The 25031-nt window shown below is 64.5% G+C and carries 24 protein-coding genes; 12 read left to right on the plus strand and 12 right to left on the minus strand.

The features are described from left to right. Positions 1–2 precede the first annotated feature (2 nt). From cyoC to FJ425_RS07565, 5 genes are read left to right on the plus strand one after another with little or no spacing between them, the layout of a single operon-like run. Positions 3–629, plus strand: coding sequence for a cytochrome o ubiquinol oxidase subunit III (cyoC, locus tag FJ425_RS07545; protein WP_140629663.1), 627 nt, complete (start codon positions 3–5; stop codon positions 627–629). Then, on the plus strand, positions 626–1000 hold the full coding sequence (gene cyoD / locus FJ425_RS07550) for a cytochrome o ubiquinol oxidase subunit IV (protein WP_140543801.1): 375 nt from the start codon (positions 626–628) through the stop codon (positions 998–1000). The genes cyoC and cyoD overlap by 4 nt, the downstream gene beginning before the upstream one ends. Positions 1001–1059: 59 nt before the next feature. Further along, complete coding sequence (locus tag FJ425_RS07555; RefSeq protein WP_140629783.1) at positions 1060–1803, plus strand: SURF1 family protein; 744 nt, start codon at positions 1060–1062, stop codon at positions 1801–1803. Further along, positions 1803–3149, plus strand: a complete 1347-nt coding sequence (locus FJ425_RS07560) for an ATP-binding protein (RefSeq protein WP_140629666.1) — start codon at positions 1803–1805, stop codon at positions 3147–3149. Before FJ425_RS07555 ends, FJ425_RS07560 begins: the two co-directional genes overlap by 1 nt. Beyond that, the gene (locus FJ425_RS07565; RefSeq protein WP_210239087.1) at positions 3139–3672 is read left to right on the plus strand and encodes a response regulator transcription factor; all 534 of its coding nucleotides are present in this window, start codon (positions 3139–3141) and stop codon (positions 3670–3672) included. The genes FJ425_RS07560 and FJ425_RS07565 overlap by 11 nt, the downstream gene beginning before the upstream one ends. A gap of 15 nt (positions 3673–3687) precedes the next feature. On the opposite strand, the gene doeB is transcribed toward FJ425_RS07565, so the two are convergent. The 10 genes from doeB to FJ425_RS07615 form a co-directional block, all read right to left on the minus strand. Beyond that, positions 3688–4692 (minus strand): N(2)-acetyl-L-2,4-diaminobutanoate deacetylase DoeB, encoded by a 1005-nt coding sequence (doeB, locus tag FJ425_RS07570; RefSeq protein WP_140629671.1) that lies wholly within the window; start codon positions 4690–4692, stop codon positions 3688–3690. A 4-nt stretch (positions 4693–4696) separates the two neighbouring features. Further along, the gene (gene doeA / locus FJ425_RS07575; RefSeq protein WP_140543807.1) at positions 4697–5875 is read right to left on the minus strand and encodes an ectoine hydrolase DoeA; all 1179 of its coding nucleotides are present in this window, start codon (positions 5873–5875) and stop codon (positions 4697–4699) included. Positions 5876–5911: 36 nt separating this feature from the next. Further along, positions 5912–6904, minus strand: coding sequence for a cyclodeaminase (locus FJ425_RS07580; RefSeq protein ID WP_140629674.1), 993 nt, complete (start codon positions 6902–6904; stop codon positions 5912–5914). Further along, positions 6901–7884 carry a hydroxyectoine utilization dehydratase EutB gene (eutB, locus tag FJ425_RS07585; RefSeq protein WP_140629786.1) on the minus strand — a complete coding sequence of 328 codons (984 nt, stop codon included), beginning with the start codon at positions 7882–7884 and terminating at the stop codon, positions 6901–6903. The genes FJ425_RS07580 and eutB overlap by 4 nt, the downstream gene beginning before the upstream one ends. 20 nt (positions 7885–7904) lie before the next feature. Next, complete coding sequence (gene eutA / locus FJ425_RS07590) at positions 7905–8681, minus strand: ectoine utilization protein EutA (RefSeq protein WP_140629789.1); 777 nt, start codon at positions 8679–8681, stop codon at positions 7905–7907. 5 nt (positions 8682–8686) lie between these two features. Further along, a complete protein-coding gene (ehuD, locus tag FJ425_RS07595) occupies positions 8687–9346 on the minus strand; it encodes an ectoine/hydroxyectoine ABC transporter permease subunit EhuD (protein WP_140629677.1) in 660 nt (219 codons plus the stop codon). Beyond that, positions 9346–10005: an ectoine/hydroxyectoine ABC transporter permease subunit EhuC gene (gene ehuC, locus FJ425_RS07600; protein ID WP_140629680.1), complete on the minus strand. Its 660-nt coding sequence runs from the start codon at positions 10003–10005 to the stop codon at positions 9346–9348. The genes ehuD and ehuC overlap by 1 nt, the downstream gene beginning before the upstream one ends. A gap of 210 nt (positions 10006–10215) precedes the next feature. After that, positions 10216–11067, minus strand: a complete 852-nt coding sequence (gene ehuB, locus FJ425_RS07605; protein WP_140547093.1) for an ectoine/hydroxyectoine ABC transporter substrate-binding protein EhuB — start codon at positions 11065–11067, stop codon at positions 10216–10218. Positions 11068–11163: 96 nt separating this feature from the next. Then, on the minus strand, positions 11164–11949 hold the full coding sequence (gene ehuA, locus FJ425_RS07610; RefSeq protein ID WP_140547092.1) for an ectoine/hydroxyectoine ABC transporter ATP-binding protein EhuA: 786 nt from the start codon (positions 11947–11949) through the stop codon (positions 11164–11166). Between the two features lie 136 nt (positions 11950–12085). Then, entirely contained in the window at positions 12086–13471 is a 1386-nt protein-coding gene (locus FJ425_RS07615) for a PLP-dependent aminotransferase family protein (RefSeq protein WP_140722685.1), read from the minus strand. Positions 13472–13553: 82 nt separating this feature from the next. Here FJ425_RS07615 and FJ425_RS07620 point away from each other — a divergent pair, with 82 nt between their 5' ends. From FJ425_RS07620 to FJ425_RS07640, 5 genes are all read left to right on the plus strand, one after another. Further along, entirely contained in the window at positions 13554–14039 is a 486-nt protein-coding gene (locus FJ425_RS07620; RefSeq protein WP_140629686.1) for an Lrp/AsnC family transcriptional regulator, read from the plus strand. A 417-nt stretch (positions 14040–14456) separates the two neighbouring features. Further along, entirely contained in the window at positions 14457–15950 is a 1494-nt protein-coding gene (locus tag FJ425_RS07625; RefSeq protein WP_140629688.1) for an NAD-dependent succinate-semialdehyde dehydrogenase, read from the plus strand. Between the two features lie 34 nt (positions 15951–15984). After that, positions 15985–17364, plus strand: coding sequence for an aspartate aminotransferase family protein (locus FJ425_RS07630; protein ID WP_140629691.1), 1380 nt, complete (start codon positions 15985–15987; stop codon positions 17362–17364). Positions 17365–17386: 22 nt separating this feature from the next. Next, a complete protein-coding gene (locus FJ425_RS07635) occupies positions 17387–18487 on the plus strand; it encodes an alcohol dehydrogenase family protein (RefSeq protein ID WP_140722688.1) in 1101 nt (366 codons plus the stop codon). A gap of 403 nt (positions 18488–18890) precedes the next feature. After that, complete coding sequence (locus FJ425_RS07640; protein ID WP_246677902.1) at positions 18891–21401, plus strand: caspase family protein; 2511 nt, start codon at positions 18891–18893, stop codon at positions 21399–21401. Here the strand turns inward: FJ425_RS07640 and FJ425_RS07645 are convergent, their stop codons facing one another. Next, the gene (locus FJ425_RS07645) at positions 21402–21614 is read right to left on the minus strand and encodes a hypothetical protein (RefSeq protein WP_140722695.1); all 213 of its coding nucleotides are present in this window, start codon (positions 21612–21614) and stop codon (positions 21402–21404) included. A 235-nt stretch (positions 21615–21849) separates the two neighbouring features. Here FJ425_RS07645 and FJ425_RS07650 point away from each other — a divergent pair, with 235 nt between their 5' ends. Both FJ425_RS07650 and FJ425_RS07655 read left to right on the plus strand, forming a co-directional pair. Further along, positions 21850–22941 (plus strand): OmpA family protein, encoded by a 1092-nt coding sequence (locus FJ425_RS07650; RefSeq protein WP_140722698.1) that lies wholly within the window; start codon positions 21850–21852, stop codon positions 22939–22941. An 85-nt stretch (positions 22942–23026) separates the two neighbouring features. Further along, positions 23027–24187, plus strand: coding sequence for a caspase domain-containing protein (locus tag FJ425_RS07655; protein WP_246677901.1), 1161 nt, complete (start codon positions 23027–23029; stop codon positions 24185–24187). Positions 24188–24227: 40 nt separating this feature from the next. On the opposite strand, the gene FJ425_RS07660 is transcribed toward FJ425_RS07655, so the two are convergent. Continuing rightward, complete coding sequence (locus FJ425_RS07660) at positions 24228–24719, minus strand: hypothetical protein (protein WP_246673623.1); 492 nt, start codon at positions 24717–24719, stop codon at positions 24228–24230. Between the last annotated feature and the right edge of the window lie 312 nt (positions 24720–25031).

Raw genomic sequence — 25031 nt, forward strand, 5'->3', positions numbered from 1 at the left:
GCATGGCATCGAGCGCGATCACGGCCGGCTCGGAACCGGTCTTCCACCTGGAAGAAGAGCACGCGCACGCCGAAGGCGGCAGCACCATGCTCGGCTTCTGGCTCTATCTGATGAGCGACTGCCTGATCTTCGCCATGCTGTTCGCGGCCTATGGCGTGCTCGGCGGCAATTACGCGGCGGGTCCGGCGCCGAAGGATCTGTTCGATCTTGGCCTGGTGGCGGTCAACACCACCATGCTGCTCTTGTCCTCGATCACCTATGGCTTTGCCATGCTGACCATGGACAAGGGCCGCGTCGGCGCGACGCAAGCCTGGCTCGTGGTGACCATCCTGTTCGGCCTGGCGTTCCTCTCCATCGAGCTCTACGAATTCGCGCACATGATCCATGAAGGCGCGACGCCGCAGCGCAGCGCCTTCCTGTCGTCCTTCTTCACCCTGGTCGGCACGCATGGCCTGCACGTGACCTTCGGCATCGTCTGGATGGTGACACTGATGGTGCAGGTCGCGAGACACGGCCTCATCGAGGCTAACCGCCGCCGGCTGATGTGCCTTTCGATGTTCTGGCACTTCCTCGACGTCGTCTGGATCGGCGTCTTCACCTTCGTCTACCTGATGGGGATGCTCAGATGAGCGCTCATGATCATGCCGATCGCGACCACACCCATGGCGGCGCCGCGCACGGGTCGCTGAGGGGCTACCTGATCGGCTTCGTCCTGTCGGTGATCCTCACTGCCATCCCGTTCTGGATGGTCATGACCGGCGCCATGGACAACAAGCAGGCCGCGGCCATCATCATCATGGCCTTCGCGGTGGTGCAGATCGTGGTGCACATGGTCTTCTTCCTGCATATGACCCCTGCGTCGGAAGGCGGATGGTCGATGCTGGCGCTCATCTTCACAGTGATTCTCGTCGTCATCGTGCTGAGCGGCTCGCTCTGGGTGATGTACCACCTCAACGCCAACATGATGCCCGGGCTCCACGAGATGCGGGAGATGCCATGAGCCCCATTTCGGGCGTGGGCGTGTGGCGCGCGGGGAGGGCCAAAGCCGAGGCAAAGGACATGACCGGCTCTCATGCGGGCTCGAAGGGCTCCGCGTCGCGATTCTTGGCTGTGGCGCTTGGGCTTCTCGGCATTCTGGTGTTTCTCGGGCTCGGCGTCTGGCAGCTGGAAAGACGGGTCTGGAAGCTCGATCTGATCGCCCGCGTCGACCACCGCATCCACGCTCCCGTCGTCGATGCGCCCGGTCCGCAGGACTGGAGCGGGTTCAGCGCGCCGGATCACGAATATCGCCATGTGCGGCTGGCCGGGCGCTGGCAGGGCGGCGCCAACACGCTGGTGCAGGCGGTGACCGAGCTTGGCGGCGGCTATTGGGTGCTGACGCCGATGCGCGACGACCGCGGTTTCACGGTCCTCATCAACCGCGGCTTCATCCCGCAGGAGCGCAAGGTGGAGTTCGAGCGGGAGAAGGCCGCGCTCGCCGCGCCGGCGACGGTTGACGGGCTGCTGCGCATCAGCGAGCCCGGCGGCGGTTTCTTGCGCAGCAACGATCCGGTTGCCGATCGTTGGTATTCGCGCGACGTCGCGGCAATCGCCAAGGCGCGCGGCCTGGCGGATGTCGCGCCCTATTTCATCGATGCCGAGGCATCCGGCGCTGCTGGCTGGCCGCGCGGCGGGTTGACCGTCGTCACCTTCCGCAACAGCCATCTCGTCTATGCTTTGACTTGGTTTGCCCTGGCAGGGATGCTGGCGATGGCGCTTGCCAGCCAGGTCCTCGCCGGCCGCCGGAACTGGGATGTAGCGTGATGAATATCGCGTGGCCCCATCACGACAAGCCGTTCCTGACGCTTCCTCCAACGCGGCAGGGAGGCGCAGCCTCGGATGCCGACGTCACGAACAGGAAGAACCTGCTCCTGCTCATCCAGCTGCGCTGGCTGGCGGTGGCGGGGCAGGTGCTGACCATCCTGGCCACGCAACACTGGTTCGCCATCCCGCTGCCGCTCGCCGAGATGGCGGGCGTGGTGCTTTTCCTCGTCGGCCTCAACATCTTCAGCCTGCTCGCCCTGCGCGGCAACCGCCGGATCTCCAACGCGCAGCTCCTCGTCGCGCTGATTTTCGACATGGCGGCGCTGACGACGCAGCTCTACCTGAGCGGCGGCGTCTCGAATCCGTTCGTGTCGCTTTACCTGCTGCAGATCACGCTCGGCGCCGCGCTGCTGGCGCCATGGTCGACCTGGCTCCTGGTGGTGACGGCCTCTGCCTGCTTCGTCTTCCTCATCTTCGTTTTCCAGCCGATCGCCATTCCGCATCACGGCGGCAGCGACCTCCAGGCGCTGCATCTGCGCGGCATGTTCATCTGCTTCGTGCTCGCGGCGGGCCTGATCGTGATCTTCATGACGCGAATCAACCGCAACCTGCGCGAACGCGATGCCTATCTCGCCGACCTGCGCCAGCGTTCGGCCGAGGAAGATCACATCGTGCGCATGGGCCTGCTGGCCTCGGGTGCCGCGCATGAACTGGGCACACCGCTCTCGACAATATCGGTCATCCTGTCCGACTGGCGCCAGATGCGCGGCGTCAAGCGCAACCGCGAGCTTTCCGACGACGTGGCCGAGATGCAGGCGCAGATCGAACGCTGCAAAGGCATCGTCACGGGCATTCTCATGTCCTCCGGCCAGGCGCGGGGCGAGGGCACGATCCGCACCACGATCCGCAGCTTCCTCGACGATCTCGTCGAGGAATGGCGCGTCAGCCGTCAGCCTCTCAAGCTCGACTACAGCAACGGCTTCGAGCCGGACGAGCAGATCGTGTCCGACACGGCGCTGAAGCAGGTGATCTTCAATGTGCTCGACAATGCGCAGGAAGCATCGCACGATTGGGTCGGCGTCACCGCCGGGCGGCAGGATGAGAAGCTGGTGCTCTCCGTCGAGGATCGCGGACCGGGTTTCGACAAGGATATCCTGGACGCGCTCGGCCAGCCCTATATGTCGAGCAAGGGGCGACCAGGCGGCGGCCTGGGCCTCTTCCTGGTGTTCAACGTGGTGCGCAAGCTTGGCGGCGACGTTTCGGCGCGCAACATGGCCGAGGGCGCCCGTGTTACCCTTTCGCTGCCGCTGGCGGCGCTGACCTATGGAGACGATCGTGAAATCTGATCGATCCTTGTTCGTCGTCGAGGACGACGCGACCTTCGCGCGCACGCTCAAACGCTCGTTTGAAAAGCGCGACTACGACGTCGTGATCTGCCACGACCGCGAGGCGCTGCTGGTCGCGCTGGAAACGGCCGTCCCGGCCTACGCCGTCGTCGATCTCAAGCTCGGATCGGGATCGGGTCTCGAATGCGTCAAGCTTCTCAGCGCCCGCAATCCATCGATGCGCATCGTCGTGCTGACGGGATTTGCCAGCATCGCCACGGCGGTCGAGGCGATCAAGCTCGGCGCCAGCTATTATCTGGCCAAGCCCGCCAACACCGATGACATCGAAGCCGCCTTCGGCCGCGCCGAGGGCGACGTTTCGGTGCCGCTCACCAGCCGCCCCACCTCGATCAAGAACCTCGAATGGGAGCGTATCCACGAAACGCTGGTCGAGACCGGCTTCAACATCTCCGAAACCGCGCGCCGGCTCGGCCTGCACCGGCGCACGCTTGCCCGCAAGCTCGAGAAGCGCGTGGTGCAGTAGGGCGCCGCACCAAGATTATTCGCGAACGGCCACGGCCAGCACCGAGACGCAGTCGCCCGCCTTGACCAGGCCCGGGAAGTGACGCGCGGCGAGCAGCCCCGACATCCTTGCCCTGATCTCCTGCGGCGCCTGCCCGGTGCGCCCGACCGGATGGATGCGCGCGACAACCTGGCCGCTCTCCACAGGCTCGCCGAGGTCGACCATCGTCTCGATCATGCCGTCATCCTCGGCGAAGGCGAAGCAATCACCCGACGGCATGTCCAGCCACTGAGTTCTGCCCTTCTCGACCGTACCATCGACGATGCCGGCGTGGCGGAGCACGTTGAGGATGCCGCGCCGGGCGATCCGCACCGTCTCGGCGCGCGAGGTTCCGCCGCCGCCGAGTTCGGTGGTGACGAAGACCTTGCCCATCTCCTCGGCGGCCGTGTCATACATGCCGACCGCGTCGATCTCGGTCATGCGCATCGAGAACGGCGCCGAGAAAGCCTCGACGGCGGCGAAGGCCTTTTTCTCCTGCGCCTTGTCCGGCAACGTATGCGCCGCGCAGAACGGCACGAAGTCCAGCGTCTTTCCGCCGGAATGGAAGTCGAAGACGATGTCCGCGCGCGGCAGCAGCTCGCGCTGGAAATAGTCGGCGATCTTCTCGGTCACCGTGCCGTCCGGCCTGCCGGGGAAGGAACGGTTCATGTTGCCCTTGTCGATCGGCGAGGTGCGCGTGCCGGCCCGGAACGCCGGATAGTTCATCGCCGGCACGATGATGACCGTGCCGGAGACATTTTTCGGATCGAGCGTGCGGGCGAGTTCGAAGAGCGCCAGCGGCCCCTCATATTCGTCGCCGTGATTGCCGCCGGTGAGCAGCGCCGTGGAGCCCTTGCCGTTGCGCACGACACAGACCGGGATCATCACCGATCCCCAGGCGGAATCGTCGCGGCTGTAGGGTAGGCGCAGGAAGCCGTGCTGGACGCCGTCGCGCTCGAAGTCGACGGTCGGCGCGATCGGCGAGGGACGCAAAGCGGACATCGGCTCAGTCCTTCACGAACAGCTTGCGCGGCACGTTGGCCAGGCACTCGACGCCGGCGTCGGTGATCAGGATCGACTCGGTGATCTCCAACCCCATCGTCTCCAGCCACAGTCCGGTCATGAAATGGAAGGTCATGCCGGGCTTGAGCTCGGTGCGGTCGCCGGGGCGCAGGCTCATGGTGCGCTCGCCCCAGTCCGGCGGATACGAAAGACCGATCGAGTAGCCGGTGCGGTTGTCCTTGACGATGCCGTACTTTTTCAAGACGGCGAAGAAGGCATTGGCGATGTCCTCGCAGGCATTGCCCGGCTTGGCGGCGGCCAGACCTGCTTCCATGCCCTCAAGTGTGGCCTTCTCGGCATCGAGGAATGCCTGCGTCGGCTTGCCGAGGAATACGGTGCGCGACAGCGGACAATGGTAGCGATTGTAGCAGCCGGCGATCTCGAAGAACGTGCCTTCGTTCACCTTCATCGGCTTGTCGTCCCAGGTGAGATGCGGCGCCGAGGCGTCCGCTCCCGACGGCAAGAGCGGCACGATCGCCGGATAGTCGCCGCCGATGCCGGCGACGCCGCGCGTGCCGGCATCGTAGATCTCGGCGACCAAATCGCATTTGCGCATGCCGACTTCGATCTTGTCGACGATACGCTGGTGCATGGCCTCGACGATGCGAGCGGCGTTGCGCATATACTCGATCTCGGTCGGGCTTTTCACGGCGCGCTGCCAGTTCACCAGCGCTGTGGCATCGGCAAAGCGGGCATTGGGCAGGTGCTTCTGCAGCGCCGCGAAGGCTGCGGCCGAAAACCAGTAATTGTCCATCTCGACGCCGATGCTGAGCTTGTCCCAGCCGCGCTCGGCCAGCACGCTGGCGAGGTAATCCATCGGATGCCGCTCGGTCGACTGCACATAATTGTCGGCGTAGCCGATGATGTCGTCATGCGCGAGATAGGCGGTGCGCTTGGCGCCGTTGGCGTCCTGGCCACGGCCGTACCAGACCGGCTCGCCGGAAGGCGGCACGATGACGGCCTGATGCACATAGAATGACCAACCGTCATAGCCTGTCAGCCAGGCCATGTTCGAGGGATCGCTGACGATCAGCAGATCGACGCCTTTAGCCTCCATGGCTTTTCGTGTCTTGGCGAGGCGCTCCGCATATTCGCCGCGCGAGAATTTCAAATTTGGCTGCATTTTGTTGTCCTCGTTTGTTGGGCCTGGCGGCCAGCATCAACTTTCGAAATCGAGCCCGGCATTGGCGGCGCGTGCACGGTCGCGAGCCAAAGTGGCGATTGCGGTGTCCTGCACGCCGGTGCCGGTGAGGTCGGCGATGGTGATGTCGCTGGCCGAGCGCCGTCCCGGCTTGCTGCCGGCGATGATCTGGCCGAGCTCCGTGACCTCGGCGTCGGCGGCGAAGACCGCCGCCTCGATGGCGTGATGGAGCTCGCCCAGGCGCCGCGTCTGCTTGGCGCTGTCGGCGACATAGAGATCGGCCATGCGCAGGATCGCCGGCGCGATCTCGTTCTTGTGCTCGGCGTCCGAGCCCATGGCGGTGATGTGCTGGCTGGCGGAGACGAAACCGGCCTTGATCAGCGGTTCGGTCGACGGCGTGGTGGTGACGATGATGTCGGCGCCCGCTGCCGCGTTCGCCGCATCCGGCTCCGCGCGCACGATGATGCCGAGCTTCTCGCGCAGGCGCGCGGCGGTGGCTTCAGCCTTGGCGGCGTCGCGCGCCCAGATGCGTGCCTCTGCGATCGGCCGGACCAAACGCAGAGCTTCGAGCTGCAGCCCAGCCTGCAGGCCGGCGCCGAAGATCGCGGCTACGCTTGAGTCTTGGCGCGACAAATGCCTGGCCGCGACTGCGCCGGCGGCGGCCGTGCGGATATCGGTCAGATAGCCATTGTCGAGCAGCAGCGCCTCGACCACGCCGGTTTTGGCCGAAAGCAACACCATCATGCCGCCGCCGCTCGGCAGGCCGAGCGTCGGATTGTCGAAGAAACCGGAGCTTATCTTGACGGCGAAACCGTCAATGCCCGGCACATAGGCGGACTTGACGTCGACCTCGCCCCGATGCTCGGGAATGTCGAGCCGCAGAATCGGGGGCATCGCCACCGGCAGCGTGGCCAAAGCGCGAAAAGCGTTCTCGACGCAGGCAACGGCGTCCAGATCTAGCGTCACGATCTTGCGCAGATCACTTTCGGTGAGAATGGTTATGCGGCTCATGCTGCGCGCTCCGCGATTGTCTCGCCGCAGACGATGCGGCGGTGCAGGTCCATGTCGATGTTCTTGCCGGAGAGGATGAGAACAGTGGGGCCGTTCACTTCGACCTTGCCGGCAAGCAGCGCGCCTATGCCGACGGCGCCAGCGCCTTCGACGATCTCACGCTCCTCTTCATACGCATGGCGGATGCCGGCCGCGATCTCCTCCTCCGAAAGCAGCACGACGTCGTCGAGCAGTCCCCGGCACATGGCAAAGGTCAGCCGGTTGTCGAGCCCGATGCCGCCGCCGAGCGAATCCGCCAGCGTCGGCAGTTCCTCGACCTGCACCGGCCGGCCGGCGTCGAGGCTGGCCTTCATCGCAGCGCCGCGCGCCATCGAGATGCCGATGACTTTGGTGCGCGGGCTCACGCCTTTGACGGCGGCCGCAACACCGGCCGCCAGCCCGCCGCCGGAGAGCGGCACCAGCACGGCCGCGGCATCCGGCACCTGCTCCATGATCTCCAATCCGAGCGTGCCTTGCCCGGCGACAATGTCGGGATGGTCGAAGGGCGGCAGCATGACCAGCCCTTCTTCCGCCACCAGCCTGTCGACTTCCTGCTGGGCGTCGTCCTGGCTGTTGCCGACGATGCGGATATCCGCGCCGAGGCGGCGGATGGCGTCGAGCTTGTTTTCCGGCACCAGCCTAGACATGCAGATCACCGCGCGGATGCCTTCGAGCTTCGCCGCATGCGCCAGCGCGCGGCCGTGATTGCCGGTCGAGGCGGCGACGACGCCGCGCGATTTTTCTTCCGCGCTCAATGCTGCGATCGCATTGGAAGCGCCGCGCAGCTTGAACGCGCCGGTGGTCTGGTGATGCTCCAGCTTGAGATGAACAGGACGGCCCGCGCGGTCCGAGAGGCTTTGCGACAGCACAATAGGTGTCCGCTCGACCTTGCCTGCAATGCGCTCGCGCGCCGCGCGAATATGCTGAAGCTCAACAATCATTTCGATCACGGACATTTCGTTCACTGGGCCAGCGGCTTCGTCCACAGCCGGCCGAATTCGGGCCGGGGCGTTTCGTCGCCGCACAGCCGCAGGCAGTTCCAGGCGCTGGCCTGGTTGCTGGTGACGACCGGACGTCCGATCGCCTCCTCCATGCCGGGAACCGCCAGTGCGGCGCGCAACGCGGTGCATGAGACGAACAGCGCATCGGCCTGCGGATGGGTGACGTTGCGCGCCAGCTCGACCAGGGACGCCGGCGTGATGCGCGCCATCTCGCGGTCGTCCTCGAAACCGAGGCAGGTGAAGCTTTGGATATCGAAGCCGTGCGCGGCGAAATAGGCGGCCATCGGCCGGCTGGTCTCGACGGTGTAAGGAGTCAGGATGCTGATACGCTTCACCCCGAACGCGTTCAGGCCGCGCACGCCGGCCATCGGCGGGGTGACGACGGGCACGCCGGGCTTGGCTGCATGGATCGCCTGCTCGATCTCGGCGTCGCCGATCACCACCGACGCAGAGGTGCACGAGTAGCATATCGCATCGAGCGGCTCGTCCGGCAGGATGAGCGCCGCGCCCGCCGAAAGCGACGGCTGCATCTTGCGCAGATTATCCGGCGTCGTCGGATTGGCGTAGGGAATGCGCGCGACATAGACGCCGATCCGCTCGCTCGCCACCATGCGGCGGAAATCCACTTCGCTGGTGTGGTCGGTCGCAAGCGCGATCAGGCCGACGCGCTTTTCCAGCGGACGCGAGTCCAGCGCAGGACGCGCCGTTTCGAGGCGGATGTCGGGCAATGGGTTCATGACTTTCATCTTTCGATCCTGCCGTAGCGATGCTCCAGCCAGCGCAACAGCACAACGGAGCAGAGGCTGATGACAAGGAAGAAGGCGCCGACCAACGTCATCGGTTCGATGTAGCGGTAATAGGTGTTGGCGACGCTCTTGGCCTGGTTCATCAGTTCCAGCACGGTGATCGCCGACAGCAGCGGCGTCTCCTTGAACATGGCGATGAAATAGTTGGCCAGGGCCGGGATCATCGGCGGAATCGCCTGCGGCAGGATGATATGCGTCCAGGTGTGGCGCCCACCCAGATTGCAAGCCTTGGCAGCTTCCCACTGGCCGCGCGGCACATTGTCGATGCCGGCGCGGTAAACCTCGGCCGTGTAGGTGCCGTAATGCAGGCCGAGCCCGATGACGCCCGCTACCAGCGGCGGCAGCAGGATGCCGATGTCGGGCAGCACGTAGAAGATGAAATAGAGCTGCACCAGGAGCGGCGTGCCGCGGATGAACTCGGCGAACCAGCCGACGCTGCGCGCGACGATGCGGTTCTCCGAGCGCCGCGCCAGCGCGATCCCAAGCCCCACGATCGCCGCCAGGACCGAGCCGAGCACCGTCGCCAGGATCGTGATCTTCACCCCCTGGATCAGGGTCGGCATGATCTCCCAGACGAAGTTCCAATCCCAATCCATCAGACGCGCACTCCGTCTAGGCCGCGCGCCATGCGGCGCTCCAGCGTGCGAATGCCCCACGAGATGATCAGCGCCAGCGCGAAATAGATGACGAGAACGGAGAGGAAGGGCATCAACGTGCTGCCGGTCTGCGAGCGCACCACCTGCGCCTGGAAGGTCAGGTCGGCAAGCGAGATCAGCGACACGACCGAGGTTGCCTTGAGCAGCTCGATCGCGTTGTTGCCGAAGGTAGGCAGCATGACCAGCAGCGCCTGCGGCAGGATCACATAGCGCATGCCTTGCCAGCGGCCGAGATTGAGCGCCGTGCAGGCCTCGTATTGCTCGCGGCCGACCGACAGTATGGCGCCGCGCACGACTTCCGCCGCGTAGGCGCCGACATTCAAGCCCAGCGCCAGCACGCCGGCCTGCAGCGGCGTCAGCGACAGGCCGGCAAAAGGCAGCACGAAATAGGCCCAGAACAGTTGCACGAAAATCGAGGTGCCGCGGAAGAATTCGATGTAGGTCGTCGCCAATGCGCGGATGATGAAGAAGCGCGACACGCGTCCCATTCCGGCCAGGAAGGCCATGATCAGCGCAAGCACCGACCCCATCAGCGTCAGCTCGATGGTGACAAGCGCTCCCTGCAATATCAGGCCGAGATAGCCGGACCACTGGGTCATAAAACTAGAAGTTTCCCAACATTTGATGTGCTTGGCGCCTACCATCGACAGGGAGATGCCGGTTTACCCTCCGTAGCTGCAGCGCAGCTGCTGCGTAGGATGGGCAGGCAGATGAGGGGCAGCGCCAACCTTGAAATGCTGGCGCCGCCCCTCATCCGTCACTTCGTGATGCCTTCTCCCCGTTAACGGGGAGAAGGCAAAGGCCGCGTCCTACTTCGCCGCGCAGAGCTTCTCGCGCGTCGTCGACATCGCCGCCTTGGCCGAGAAGCCGTAGGGTTCGATGATCTTGGCGAACTCGCCGGACTTTTTCATTTTGGCGAGCTCGACGTCATAGGCGTCGCGCAGTGCCTCGTCGCCTTTCTTGAAGGCCGCGCCATCGCAATAGACCGGCGCGCCCTGCACCGGCGCGATCACTTCGAGGTTCGGGTCGTTGGCCTTCTTCATCAGGTCGTTGATCGAGAGCACAGGCAGCGAATAAGCGTCGATACGGCCGTCCTGCACCATCTTTAGGCCGCTCTGGCCATCCGGCACGACGACGACGCGATCGCGCGGCACGCCGGCATTGAGCGCCAGCTTCTCCTCGGTGCCGCCGCCCGGCGCGCCGACTGTGGCGGAGCTGTCCTTGGCGATGTCCTCGTAGCTCTTGAAGCCCTTCGGATTGCCCTTCTTCACCAGCATCGCTTCGGCATCGCAAAGCACCGGCTCGGAATAGGCGACCGCCGCGCAGCGCTCCGGCTTCATGAACAGGCCGGCGGTGACGACGTCGAAGCGGCCGGCCTGCAGGCCGGGGATCATCGCGCCGTATTCGGAGATGGAAGCGACGATGTCGTTGACGCCGAGACGCTTGAAGATCTCGCGCGCCACGTCGGGAGCCGCGCCCGACACCTTGCCGTCGGCGGCGACCGCCGTATAGGGCGGCTCGTTGGCGATGGCGACGCGGGCGAAGCCCTGCTGCTTGAGCTGCTCCAGCTTGGCGTCATCCGCCGACCGCGCGCCGGGGGCGAGCAGCATCGCGGTGATCGCGAGGCCGGCGACGCCAGCCAGAATGCCAAGTTTCTTCATTGTTCCCAACTCCTTGTTTTGTCTTCTTGGTTTGCCTTGGTTCGGGACGGCCTTTGGCCGCCCTTGGACGGCTTGCGCCGCCCGTTTGCATTGCGGTCAGACGCGATGTCCGGCCGCGATGATCTTCTTCAGGAAGCTCTGCGTTCTTTCCTGTTTGGGATGGCGGAAAATCTCATCGGGCTTGCCTTCCTCGACGATCCTGCCGCGGTCGAAGAACAGCACGCGATCGGCGAAGTCGTGGGCGAAGCCCATCTCATGGGTGACCAGAAGCATCGTCATGTCGGTCTCGGCGGCGAGCTTGCGCATGACGTTGAGCACTTCCTCGACGAGCTCCGGATCGAGCGCCGAGGTGACCTCGTCGAACAGCATGATCTTGGGCGACAGCGCCAATGCCCTGGCGATCGCCACGCGCTGCTTCTGGCCGCCGGAGAGCTGCGCCGGCATCGCCTTCGCCTTGTCCGCTAGTCCGACCATGTCGAGCAGTTCCATCGCCCGCTTCTCGGCGGCGGCGCGCGCGATGCCCTTGGTCAGCATCGGCGCCAGGGTCACATTGTCCATGACGCATTTGTGCGGGAAGAGATTGAACAGCTGGAAGACCATGCCGATCTTCTGGCGCATCCTGGCCAGGTGCCGCTCGTCGGCCGGCAGCAACTGGCCGTTGCGCTCCATGTGGTAGAGCTGCTCGCCGTCGACCTGGATATGGCCGCCGTCGATCTTCTCCAGCGTCATCAGGATGCGCAGGATCGTCGTCTTGCCTGAGCCGGACGGGCCGATCAGCGCCAGCTTCTCGCCGGGCATGACCTGCATCGATAGGCCGTCCAGCACCTTGAAGGCGCCGAAGCTCTTCGAAATCGCATCAACCTTGATGATGGGCGCGGGCAATCCATGTCCCCGTTCTGGAGAAGCCTATGCCCTTAACGATGCGAAACGCGCCAAATCATGTCAATTGAGAAAATAATATCATGACAATATTTTTCGGCGCCGCACAATTTCAGGGCAATCTGGCTCCACTTGTGCATCAGATGGCGAGCAGGAGATGCTCCGGATCGCCGAGCAACAGCTTGGCGACAACGCTCAGGCCGGCGCGCAGTTCCCCCTCGGTGGTCGATCCGAGCGAGATGCGCACGGCCGGATGCCACGGCGTGTCGACGATGCGGAACGAGGTGCCCGGCGCGATCGCCACTCCGCGCAGGCGCGCCTGCGCGACAAAGCTCTCCTCGGCCCGGTCGCCCGGCAGCTCGAGCCACAGATGCAGCCCGTCGCGGTGACAGCGATAGTCGACGCCGGCCAGCACTTCCGCAGCAATCTCCTGCCGGCGCCTCAGCGCGCCGCGCTGCCAGTTGACCAGTTCCATCGCGGTGCCGTCGGTCACCCAGCGGGTGGCGATTTCCGCCACCATCGGCGTCGCCATCCAGTTCGAGACGAGATGGCGGTTGGCGACGGCCGCGACATAGCGGTCCGGTACCGCGAGATAGCCGATGCGCAGGCCTGGCACGACGATTTTGGTGAAGGAGGTGACGTAGAGTGTCCGCTCCGGCGCAAAGGCGGCAACCGCCGGCGGCCGGCCTTCAACCAGCGGCCCGAGTACGTCGTTCTCGATGATGGCGACGTCATGCTTGCGGGCAACCGCCGCGATCTGCTCGCGCCTTGTGGCGTCCATAAGCGTCGCCGTCGGGTTGATCACAGACGGCTGAACGAACACAGCGCGGATGTCCGAGAGGCGGCAGGCCGCGTCGAGCGCTTCGGGGACCAGCCCGTTGCCGTCGATCGGCAGGCCTTCGAGGTTGAAGCCGAGATAGCGCGCAAGCGGGATCAGCGTGTGGTGGCCGATCGCTTCGGTAGCGACTGTCGAGCCGGGCGGCGCGACGCTCATCAGCGCCACCGTCATGCCGGCGGTCGCGCCGTTGGTCAGGCTGATGTTCTGCGGCGAGGCTTCAAGGCCGCAAAGTTTCAGCCATTCGACCGCGACCGCGCGGTGGCGCGGGAAAACCATGTTCGGCCGGAACGATAGCGCCGAGCTCGACGGCAGGTTCTCGGCCAGCCAGCCCAGCGCCTGCTTCAGTTTCTCCAGATGCATCGGCTCGCAGACCGGCTTCAGGATCGAGAGGTCGATGACCTCGCCCAGCCGTTCCGGGATATAGGGCGGCTCGGGCTCGCGGCGCTGCGTCTGCACGAAGCTGCCGCGGCCGACCTCGCCGGAAATCAGTCCCCGGCGGATCAACTCCTCATAGGCGCGGCTGACGGTCTGCACCGAAAGCTTCAGATCGTCCGCCAGCCGGCGGTGCGTCGGCAGCCGCGTGCCGTTGGCCAGCCGCCCGTCATGGATGGCGCGCGCGAACTGGTCGGCCAGCGAGAGATAGGCCGGTCGGCGGATGAGAGCAGGATCTGGCTGCCATGATGTCATGACTTATTAGAGATCGAAATCAGTGCAATTGACAATCGAAATAATGCATCGTCATGGTGTCCGCAACAAAAGGCGGACCCGCATGGCGGCAGCGAAACTCGACCCGATCGACCTCAGGATTCTCGACGCCATCCAGCGCGACGGACGCATCACCAAGCTCGCGCTGGCCGAGAAGGTCGGCCTGTCGCCGACGCCGTGCTGGATGCGGCTGCGCAAGCTGGAGAAGGCCGGCATCGTCTCCGGCTATCACGCCGCGATCGCCATCCGTGTCATCGCGCCGGTGGCGACCGTGCTGATGGAGGTGACCCTGGCCAACCACCGCCAGGCGGACTTCGACCGCTTCGAGCGGGTGGTGCGCGATATCCCGGAGATCGTTGCCTGCTGGTCGGTGGGCGGCGGCGTCGACTACGTGCTGAAAGTGATGGCGCGCGACATCGACGCCTATCAGCGGCTGGTCGACGGCTTGCTTGAGCGCGAGATCGGCATCGACCGCTACTTCACCTACATCGTCACCAAGACGGTCAAGGACGAGACCGTGCTGCCGGTGGCCGATCTGCTGCCGGAATAAGGGTGAGTCGGTCCCACGATCAGCGTGGAGATTAGCCGAAATGTCCGCTACTTCGTCATCCACGGGCGGAGCAAGGAGCGAAGCGACGCGGCGCAGACCCGAGGATCCATTCCGTGACTTTGAGGCGTTGCAACGGTGCAGAATTCTGCTCCGCTGTGCCCTTCGATCAAGGTCACGGAATGGATCCTCGGGTCTACGCGTCCGCTTCGCTTCCGCTCCGCCCGTGGATGACGAAGTTGTGGAGGCTCGGCCAATTTCACCGTTTGGTGGCATCCGGCGGCTGGCCAGCCAGAGAGATCGTCTGCTTCCGCACGCCAATAGAGACAATCTCTCTCTGTCAACCTGCCGAAACAGCCTCTTTGTCTCGATCGTGCGACTAGTCTCTCCATATCGCCTCGGCACCGGGAGACCCGACTGATGTCCGCGCATTTTGCCCGTACGAACCACCATGACGCGCTCGACCGCCTCGCCGATCGCCGGCTGCTGCGCGCGCTCGCCTATGTCGACGGCCACTGGACGGCGAGCGAAGCGGCGGCAAGTTTTGAGGTTACCGATCCGGCCACCGGCGCTACCGTCGCCTTTGTCGCCGCGCTCGATGCCGACCAGACGACAAAGGCGATCAATGCCGCGTCACGCGCATTTCCCGCTTGGCGCTCGGCGCTGCCGCAGGAGCGCTCGAAAATTCTGCGAAAATGGTTCGATTTGATCATCGCCGCCAAGGATGATCTGGCGCTGTTGATGACGCTCGAGCAGGGCAAGCCGCTGAAGGAATCGCTTGGCGAGATCGACTACGCCGCGTCCTTTGTCGAGTGGTATGCCGAGGAAGCGAAACGCCTCAACGCCGAAAGCGTCACCAGCCATCTGCCGAATGCCGAGATGTCGGTGCGCCGCGAGCCGCTCGGTGTCGTCGGCGTAGTGACGCCCTGGAATTTTCCGTCGGCCATGCTCACCCGCAAAGCCGCTGCGGCGCTCGCCGCCGGCTGCACCATCGTGGCGCACCCGTCCTCGGAAACGCCGCTGTCGGCTTTGGCGCTGGCCGAGCTCGGCGAGCGTGCCGGGCTGCCGGCAGGCGTCTTCAACGTCGTCACCGGTAATGCGCGCACCATCGTTGGCGCGATGTGCGCCGATGCGCGGGTCCGCGCCATGAGCTTCACCGGCTCGACCGAAGTCGGCCGGCTGATCGCCGCGCAGAGCGCGCCGACGATGAAACGGCTGGTGATGGAGCTCGGCGGCCACGCGCCGCTGATCGTCTTCGACGACGCCGATATCGACAAGGCCGTCAAGATCGCGCTCGATGCCAAATTCGCCACCTCCGGCCAGGATTGCCTCGCCGCCAACCGCATCTATGTGCAGCGGCCGATCTATGATCGCTTCTGCGCCGCTTTCGCCCGTCGCATCGAGCAACTCCGCACCGGCAACGGCCTATCCGCTGACGCCGATATCGGGCCGCTGATGCATGAGCGCGCGGTGAAGAAGGTCGAGGAGCAAGTCGCCGATGCGCTCACCCACGGCGCGCGCTGCCTGACCGGCGGCAAGCGTCACGCGGCCGGCCCGCTGTTTTACCAGCCGACGCTGCTCGCCGATGTGCCGGACGCCGCTCTGATCATGCGCGAAGAAACCTTCGGCCCTATCGCGGCTGTGACGCCGTTCGACGACGAGGCGGAAGTCGTCGCCCGCGCCAACGCCACCGAATACGGCCTCGTTGCCTATGTCGTCACCGAAAACGGCGCGCGGCAGGCGCGCATGGGCCGCGCCCTGGAGTACGGCATGGTCGCGATCAACCGGGTCAAGATCACCGGCGCGCCGATCCCCTTCGGCGGCGTCAAGCAATCCGGCATCGGCCGCGAGGGCTCGCGCCACGGCCTCGAAGCCTTCACCGATCTGAAATACCTCTGCCTCGACGTAGCCTAAGCTGCGTAGGCCTCATTCTCGTCAGGAGTCAAAAATGCTCGAACAGTCCAACGAACTCTCCGCCTGGGATCGCGACCACTTCTTCCATCCCTCGACGCATATGGGCACGCACGCGCGCGGTGAATCGCCGGCCCGCATCATGGCCGGCGGCGAAGGCGTCACCATCTGGGACAACACCGGCAAGAAGAGCATCGATGCCTTCGCCGGCCTCTATTGCGTCAATGTCGGTTACGGCCGCCAGAAGATCGCCGATGCCATCGCCGAGCAGGCGAAGAACCTCGCCTACTACCACGCCTATGTTGGCCACGGCACCGAAGCCTCGATCACGCTTGCCAAGATGATCATCGACCGCGCGCCGAAGGGCATGAGCCGAGTCTATTTCGGCCTCTCCGGCTCCGATGCCAACGAGACCAACATCAAGCTGATCTGGTATTACAACAACGTTCTCGGCCGGCCCGAGAAGAAGAAGATCATCTCGCGCTGGCGCGGCTATCACGGCTCGGGCGTCATGACCGGCTCGCTGACCGGGCTCGAGCTGTTCCACAATGCCTTCGACCTGCCGCGCGCGCCGATCATGCATACCGAAGCGCCGTATTATTTCCGCCGCGCCGACCGCTCGATGAGCGAGGAGCAGTTCTCGCAATATTGCGCCGACAAGCTTGAGGAGATGATCCTGGCCGAGGGCCCTGACACGGTCGCAGCCTTCATCGGCGAACCGATCCTCGGCACCGGCGGCATCGTTCCGCCGCCGGCCGGATATTGGGCAAAGATTCAGGCCGTGCTCAACAAATACGACGTGCTGCTCGTCGCCGACGAGGTGGTGACCGGCTTTGGTCGTCTCGGCACCATGTTCGGCTCCGACCATTATGGTATCAAGCCGGACCTGATCACCATCGCCAAGGGCCTGACCTCGGCCTATGCGCCGCTTTCCGGCGTCATCGTCGCCGACAAGGTCTGGCAGGTGCTGGTCAAGGGCTCGGACAAGCTGGGCTCGCTTGGCCATGGCTGGACCTATTCGGCGCACCCGATCTGCGTTGCCGCCGGTGTCGCCAATCTCGAGCTGATCGACGAGATGGACCTGGTCCGGAACGCCGGCGAGACCGGTGCTTACTTCCGCGCTGAGCTTGCCAAGGCCGTCGGCGGCCACCGGAATGTCGGCGAGGTGCGCGGCGACGGCATGCTGGCCGCAATCGAGTTCGTCAAGGACCGCGACGACCGCGTCTTCTTCGATCCGGCTCTGAAGGTCGGGCCGCAGATCGCCACCGCGCTAGCGGCAAGCGGCGTCATCGGCCGCGCCATGCCGCAGGGCGACATCCTCGGTTTCGCGCCGCCGCTCTGCCTGACGCGCGAGGAAGCCGACATCATCGTCGCCAAGACCGCCAACGCGGTGAACAGCGTATTGGCCAGCATCTGAGAAGTGACATCCGAGAAGCGACATGAATGCCATGACAAGAACTCTTCCCGCCACAATGGCGGCCGTGCAGCTTACGGGCCATGGCGGGCTTGAGAAGCTCGTCTACCGCACCGATGTGAAGGTGCCGGCACCTGCCGCCGGCGAGGTGCTGGTCAAGGTCAGCGCCTGCGGCATGAACAACACCGATGTCTGGGTGCGCCAGGGCGCTTATGGCACTGAAGAAGATGCGGCTGCAGTATCGACCTGGCGTCGGCAAGGCAACACGCTCACCTTCCCGCGCATCCAGGGCACCGACACGGTTGGCATGATCGTCGCCGTCGGCGACGGCGTGCCTGCGAACCGCATCGGCGAGCGCGTCATGGTCGACTTCTCGATCTATAACCGCGACGATGATTCGCTGGCCGACATCGACTATATGGGCCACGGCCGTGACGGCGGTTATGCCGAATACCAGGCGCTGCCGGCCGAGAACGCGCATGTCGTCGATACCGATCTGAGCGATGTCGAGCTAGCCACCTTCTGCTGCGCCTATCTCACCGGCGAGCAGATGCTGGAGCGGGCGGGCTTGAAAGCCGGCGAGCGTGTGCTGGTCACCGGCGCCTCCGGCGGTGTCGGCTCCGGCGTCGTGCAACTGGCAAGGGCGCGCGGCGCCATCCCCTACGCCGTCGTCGGCAAGGGCAAGGAACAGGCCGTGCTCGACATCGGCGCCGAGAAGGTGATCACGCGCGGCGTGGCCGACCTGCTCACCGCCGTCAACGAAGCGACGGACGGCGAGCCCGTCGATGTGGTCGCCGACCTCGTCGGCGGCGCCATCTTCAACGACCTTTTGCGTATCCTGCGGCCCGAAGGCCGCTACACCACGGCCGGCGCCATTGCCGGGCCGGTGGTGCAGCTCGACCTCCGCACCATGTATCTGAAGCAGCTCCAACTCCACGGCTCGAGCCAAGGCACGCGGGCGGATTTCCGCCGCATCGTGCGCTACATCGAGGAAAAGAAGATCAAGCCGCTGGTCGGCGGCGTCTACAAACTGTCGGATTTCCACCGCGCCCAGACCAACTTCATGGCCAAGGACTTCGTCGGCAAGCTGGTGGTGGTGCCGGACGCGATGTGGATCGGCGCCTGACCAGGAAAGAGGCCGGCTCGGGCTCGGCGGTTCGCCGTAGCCTTCCGTCCAGAATTGCGTAAAAGCAAAGAGATAGGACGTTTTCGCCGTTCCCATGAAACGCTGTGGCGTCACAGACACGCAGCGCTGCGGAGGCGTGGCTCGCCGATGGCGATCCTGCATCGACAGACGGCGACGCGCTTACCCAGGTCATTGCGGCGCCGAGGTCTCTGCGTTATTTTAGCAGTTGATTGAATGCGCGATCTGCCTTGCCATCGCAGGCGCGTTCCTTGCCGTCTTGGCAGATTGTGAAGTCTTTAACAGACCGCCATGCCGCAAGCTGCGTTCTTGTGGCCGATGGGTGATAGCAGTTAGGGATTTTACCATGCTGCGATGCTGCGCGCTGATAGCAGCCTTGATCCTCGTGGGCCTCGCGACGGTGCAGGCGCACGCCGATCGAAGGGTTGCGCTTGTCATCGGTAATTCTGAATATCGCGAAATTCCTGCGCTGAAAAATCCGGACAAGGATGCCGACGACGTGTCGAGCACGTTCCGGCTGGCCGGCTTCGATGTGTTCGTCGCCAAGGATCTCACCAAGCTCCAGTTCGAGAAGCAGTTCCGCAATTATCTCGCGGCGGCGGACGGCGCCGATCTGGCAGTCGTCTACTATTCGGGTCACGGCTTTCAGATCGGCGGCGAGAATTTCCTGATCCCGGTCGATGCGTCGCTCAAGGATGCGGCCGACATCGAGGTCCAGGCGGTCAAGCTCGACGACGTCCTGCAACAGTTGCGCGCCAAATCGAAGATCCAGGTGATCATTCTCGACGCTTGCCGCAACAACCCGTTCCCCCGCAAGGATTACTGGCTGCGCGACCAGTTGATCGCGGCCGGCGGCACCGGCCTGGCGCAGGTGAAAAGCTCGCTGAACACGCTGATCGCCTTCGCTACGGAACCCGGCGCCGTCGCCTATGACGGGTCCGGCGATCTCAGCCCGTTTTCATCCGCCTTCTCGCGCCGCGCGCTGGCGCCGAACCAGGAGATACGCTCGGTGATGGCGGCCGTGCGCCGCGATGTGGTCGAGGCCACCAAGGGCGCGCAGGTTCCCTGGGAGAATTCCTCGCTGATCGACGAGGTGGTGCTGATGCGGCGCGCCAGCCGGCCGGCTTTGCCGCCGGTGCTGGAGAAGACCGTGCCGTCGGGCGTCGGTCCGGTCGCGCTCGACCTGCCGGTGCCGGTCGATGTCGATGGCGGCGCGGTCACCATCAGCATCGAGAGGTCACCGGCGCTGGGGCGTCTGATCCTGGACGGCAAGCCGGTCGCGACGGGCGAGCCGATAGAGGGCAAGGATCTGCCGCGACTTGCGATGGATGTGCCGAAGGGGGCCGACGCCGAGGACCAGGTCGACATGCTGGCCTATGCCACACATGACGAGTGGGGCGGTGGATCGCAGGGCATACTGGTGTTCCGGGTCAAGAACGGCGATGGCGCCGCAGGCAAGCAGCTTGTCGCCTCGCTGGAGTCCGAGCAGAAGCAACAGGTGCTTGAGCGCGGCATCCACATCGCCGGCGCCGCCGAAGCGATCGAGAACCGCGACGTCAAGATTCCCGTCGGCGTCGGCCCCGTGCCGCTGAAGCTGGATTTCCCGACCAAGGATCCGGCCGTAAGCGTGAAGCTTGCGAGCTATCCGGCAACCGGGACGCTGTCCCTGCCGGACCGGACCCTATCGCCTCAATCGAGCCTGATGGCCGGCGAGGTCGACCAATTGCGCTACGAACCCCAGATAGGCGCCGCAAAACCGTTGATCGTCGGCTTCGAGATCAGCGCTGACAACACCTCATCCAAGCCGGCGACGATGAAGCTGTCGCCGAGCGTCGATCCCTGCGACACGCAGGCAGGCGAACCCTTGGACCTGCAGGGCGTCGTCCCTGGTCTGTTGCCGAACGAGATCGGCGCCGGGGCGGTGGAGGCCTGCCAGGCGGCTGTGAAGGCGTATCCCAATGTCGCCCGCTTCCACTACGAACTCGGGCGTGCGCTGCTCGCCGCCGGCAAGGTCGAGGAAGCGAGGAAGTCAATCCAGAAAGCTGCCGACCAGGGACATGTCCGTGCGGTGTTCGAGCTCGGCTATCTGGTCGCGTCGGGAATAGGAACGGCTGTCGATCCCACGAAAGCAAACACCTTCTATTCTGCTGCCTCCAGCAAGGGAGATCCTTACGGGATGACCGCTTGGGGCCGCGCTCTGTTCAACGGTTTCGGAGTCCAGCGCGATCCGAGCAAGGGATTGGACTTGCTGCTCAAGGGGGCGGCAATGGGGCATACCTACGCCATGAACGAGCTCGCTTCGATCTTCACAGAGGGCCGCAATGGTGTGCCTGAGGACTATGCTCGCGCGGTTGCCTTTCTCAAAGCGGGGGTAGAGCGGCAGGACATGTATTCGATGAACCTTCTCGGCCGCAACTATCTTACTGGTCGCGGCGTCGAGAAGGACCCGAAGCAGGCGCAATCGCTTTTTCAGAGAGCGATAGATCTGGGCCAGCCCTATGCACCCGCCAGTCTTGGTCGCATGTACCGCGACGGTGTCGGCGTGGTGCAGAACCTCGACGAAGCGCAAAGGCTGTTCGAATTGGCGGCCGCCCGTGGTGACTATTCCGGTGCGTATGACCGAGCAGCTCTTGAGATGCAGAAGGGCAACAAGGCCGATCAGGCTGTGGCTGTCCGGTATCTCGCATACGCGGTCGGACTTGATCTTCGTGACGAGCTGCCGAATGCGAAAACAACACTGGCGCAGTTTGGCGCAAAACCAAAGACGGCTGCCCTCAAGCAGTTGCGCTCGGAACTCAAATCGAAAATCCCCACGAGCGGGTCGGTCGACGACCAATTGATCAAGACGGCCAGAGCTGTCTGGGAGCAAGCCAACCCGCGTCGGGACTTGTTCTGATCAAAAAGGAGAAAAGGTGGTGGGTAGGGCATTGAAACAGGCAATCATCGCAACGATGCTATCCGGTGTCTTGGCGACCACTGGCTGCACCACCGTGAGCCCTAGGGTCGAGCCGGCACCGACAGCGAAACACCGGACCACCGTCGTTCGGACGACGACCGCGCCGAAGGTGGTCAAGCAGACGTTTATCAAACGAAAGAAGGTGACCGTCAAGAAACTGACCAACCCCGTTCAGAACGAAACGACGCCTGTCATTGCGCCTTTGGGCGGAGGTAGCTCAGGTGGAGGCGGCCACAGTTGGTGACGAGAGTCCATGGAGACCGCCAATCTCGGCAAATAGTTGATCCCGTTTTCACTTCGCTGTAACTGCTCGCCAAGCCCGCCCAATTGCTCTATGCTCCGGTCACATGCCGGTATCGAGATCGGGTTGTCCTGGCGGGGGCGTTCCATGTTCGAAGTCGTCGCATTCTGGCGAAAAATGCGAGCCAAGGCCGCGGCTTTTGGCTTGGTCGTTGCCGCGCTGCTGGTCTTCGGATCGCAGGCTGCGAGCGCCGCGCCGAACTGGACGCTCGATCCGTCCGCTTCGGTGCTCACCTACCAGTCGGTCAAGAAGAACACGATCGTCGAGACCAACAAGATCAGGAACATCACCGGCACGCTGAGTTCCGCCGGCGACGCCAGGATCAGCTTCGACCTCAATTCCGTCGATACGGGCGTCGATCTGCGCAACGTTCGCATGCGCTTCCTGTTTTTCGAGACATTCACCTATCCGACGGCCGAAGTGACTGCGAAGGTGGACCCGGCGGCGTTCGCCGATCTGCCGGCCAAGCGCCGCGTGAAGACGACATTGCCGTTCCGCCTCAGCCTGCATGGCGTCGACAAGGATCTCGAGGCAAGCGTCGTCGTCACCATGATCAGCGACACCCAGGTTTCCGTCGCTTCGGAAGCGCCCGTCGCAGTTCATGTCGAGGATTTCGGGCTCTTGCCCAACATCGACAAATTGCAGCAGGCGGCAAACGTGACCAACATCGTGCCCACGGCGTCGGTGTCCTTCGATTTCGTCTTCACCGCGGACGGCGCCAAGCCGGCCGCCGTGCAGACCGTTGCGGCCTCGACCGCCGAGGTCGGTCCCGTCGCCACCGATGCCGCGAAGGCCAATTTCAGCGACGAGGAGTGCCTCAACCGGTTTGCCGTGCTCTCGCGCACCGGCGCCATCTATTTCCGCCAGGCGAGCGCGAGGCTCGACGCCAAGAGCCGCCCGCTGCTGGCGGAGGTCGAGGGCGTCGTCGGCAAATGCCCGGCCCTCAAGGTCGAAGTGTCCGGCTACACCGATTCCGACGGATCGGCCGAGGCGAACAAGGCGCTCTCCGAGCGGCGCGCCCAGGCGGTCGCCGATGCGCTCGTCGCCGACGGCGTGCCGCGCAACCAGATAAGCTCGGCCGGCTATGGCGAGGACAAGCCGGTCGCCGCCAACGACACGCCCAAGAACAAGGCGCTCAACCGGCGGATCGAATTCTCCGCCAGCAAGCTCGCCAACTGAGGTGGCGGTGGGTCCCGGTCCGATTGCCTTTTGCGGTGGCCTGCTTCGCGCTGTGGGACTTGTGGCGCTTGCCCTGATTCTGACGATGGCCGCCGCCAATGCCGAGCGGCGCGTCGCGCTCGTGCTCGGCAATTCGCAATATCAGCACGCGGCGCCGCTCGCCAATCCGGCGCGGGATGCACAGGCCATGGCCGATCGGCTCAAGGACCTCGACTTCGAGGTGGTCTCCGGCTTCGACCTCACCAAGCAGCAGACGCAGACTACGGTGGCGCAGTTTGCCAAGCAGGTGCGGGGCGCCGACATCGCGCTTTTCTTCTATGCCGGCCATGGCCTGCAGGTCTCCGGCAAGAATTATCTGCTTCCGGTCGACGCCGCGCTCGAGGACGAGACCTCGCTCGATTTCGAGGCCGTCTCGGTCGATTTCGTCCTGCGCCAGATGTCGCGCGAGACCAGCATAAGACTGGTTTTCCTGGACGCTTGCCGCGACAATCCGCTTGCCGACGTGCTGGCGAAGACCGCCGGCATCAAGGGCGCAAGCAGCGGCCTCGCCGAAATCCCGATCGAGAATGGCGGCGCCGGCACGCTGGTCGCCTTCGCCGCAAGTCCGAACCAGCTCGCCTATGACGGTTCGGGCGACCACTCGCCGTTCACCACGGCGCTGCTCCAGCACGTGGGCGAAGCCAACGTCTCCATCACCGAAGCGATGAACAGGGTGACCAGCGATGTCTTCAAGGCCACCGCCGGCAAGCAGCGCCCCTGGATCAACGTCTCGCTGACCACCGACGTCGTCCTGCACAGGATCGATCTCAACGCGCCGCTGATCGTCGGCGAGGCGGGTACGCCGCAGGCCGAAGCGGGCTCCGGGACGCGCAACACCGGCGCGGCGTCCGGCCAGACCGACGACCAGCTTGCGCTCAATGCGTTGCGTGAAAGGATCCCGAAGCTGGCGACGGACGGGCCGATCTTTTTCGATCGCCCGGTCAAGTTCGGCGACCCGGCGATCGACGGCAAGAGCATAGCCCAACTGATCAAGGGACAACCGCTTTTCAGTCCGGTCGAAGGCCTCGACAAGTCGGTCTGGCAAGGCAAGCACTGCAACGGCTGCCACGAGTGGAACGAGACCCGCCTTTGCGAGCAGGCGAAGAATTTCGCCGCCAACGACGTCTCCGTGCTGCGCCTGCAGCATCCGCTCGGCACCCGCTTCAAGGTCGCTTTGGCCAGGTGGGCGCAAGGCGGCTGCAAATGATCGTGAATTGGGACTTCGCAGCCCTGTATGGCGGTGGGCCCTAATAGGCGTCGACCGATTGCCGCTGCGCCTCCATCTCCACCATCTGGATGCCCATATCGACGAAGGCCGAAAGCACGCCAAAGCGGTCCGCGGTCGAGACGCGCGCCAGCCCCGCCAGGATCCCGGCGTTGACGGCGTGGGCGGCGGGAAATCCAGTCGACAGCATATCGAAGGCCGGGTCGCGCCAAGCCGCGGACAGAGCGATCCAAGCAGCCGGCGTCGTCGGCGACGGATCGACCGCATCGCCGAGCGCCGTTCGATGGCGGGGATTGCCCGGCTCGCCGACCCAGTCATTGACGAGCGCCAGCAATTCGAGGTCCCTATCGGCAAGGAGTTCTGAGAGATGGCTGAGGCATTCATGCCCCCACCAGACCGCGGCGCGTTCCGGCAGGAGATAGGCACAGAACGTGACGGCCTCCTCCGGCACGCGCCCAGCGAGCAGGGCGCGGCAGAACTCAAGCGGGGATTGATTGGCGGCCGGCGATTTCATGTCCCGGGCGATCGCGGGACAGGCAAGAAAGAGATCCCTTGCGGTTCTGTATCCGAGTTCGTTGGCCATGGCTGCCAAACCCCGAGAGCCAGCTGACAACCACTCAAGCCTTTAGCCGAGAGCCGGTCAAGCCTTAGAGCCGGATGAACCCGTCTCTAAATCAAAGAACTAGAGCATGATGTCGCCCGAAACCGCTTCATATTTTTCGGCATCATGCTCCAGCTTTTAGCAGGTGGCGGCCATCGGCAACGTGCGCTTGTTCACAGACAATCGCTTCAAGATTTGATATGGTGCGCCAGCGAAACCCGCTCA

It is taken from the genome of Mesorhizobium sp. B2-7-2, assembly GCF_006440775.1.
GTDB lineage: Bacteria > Pseudomonadota > Alphaproteobacteria > Rhizobiales > Rhizobiaceae > Mesorhizobium.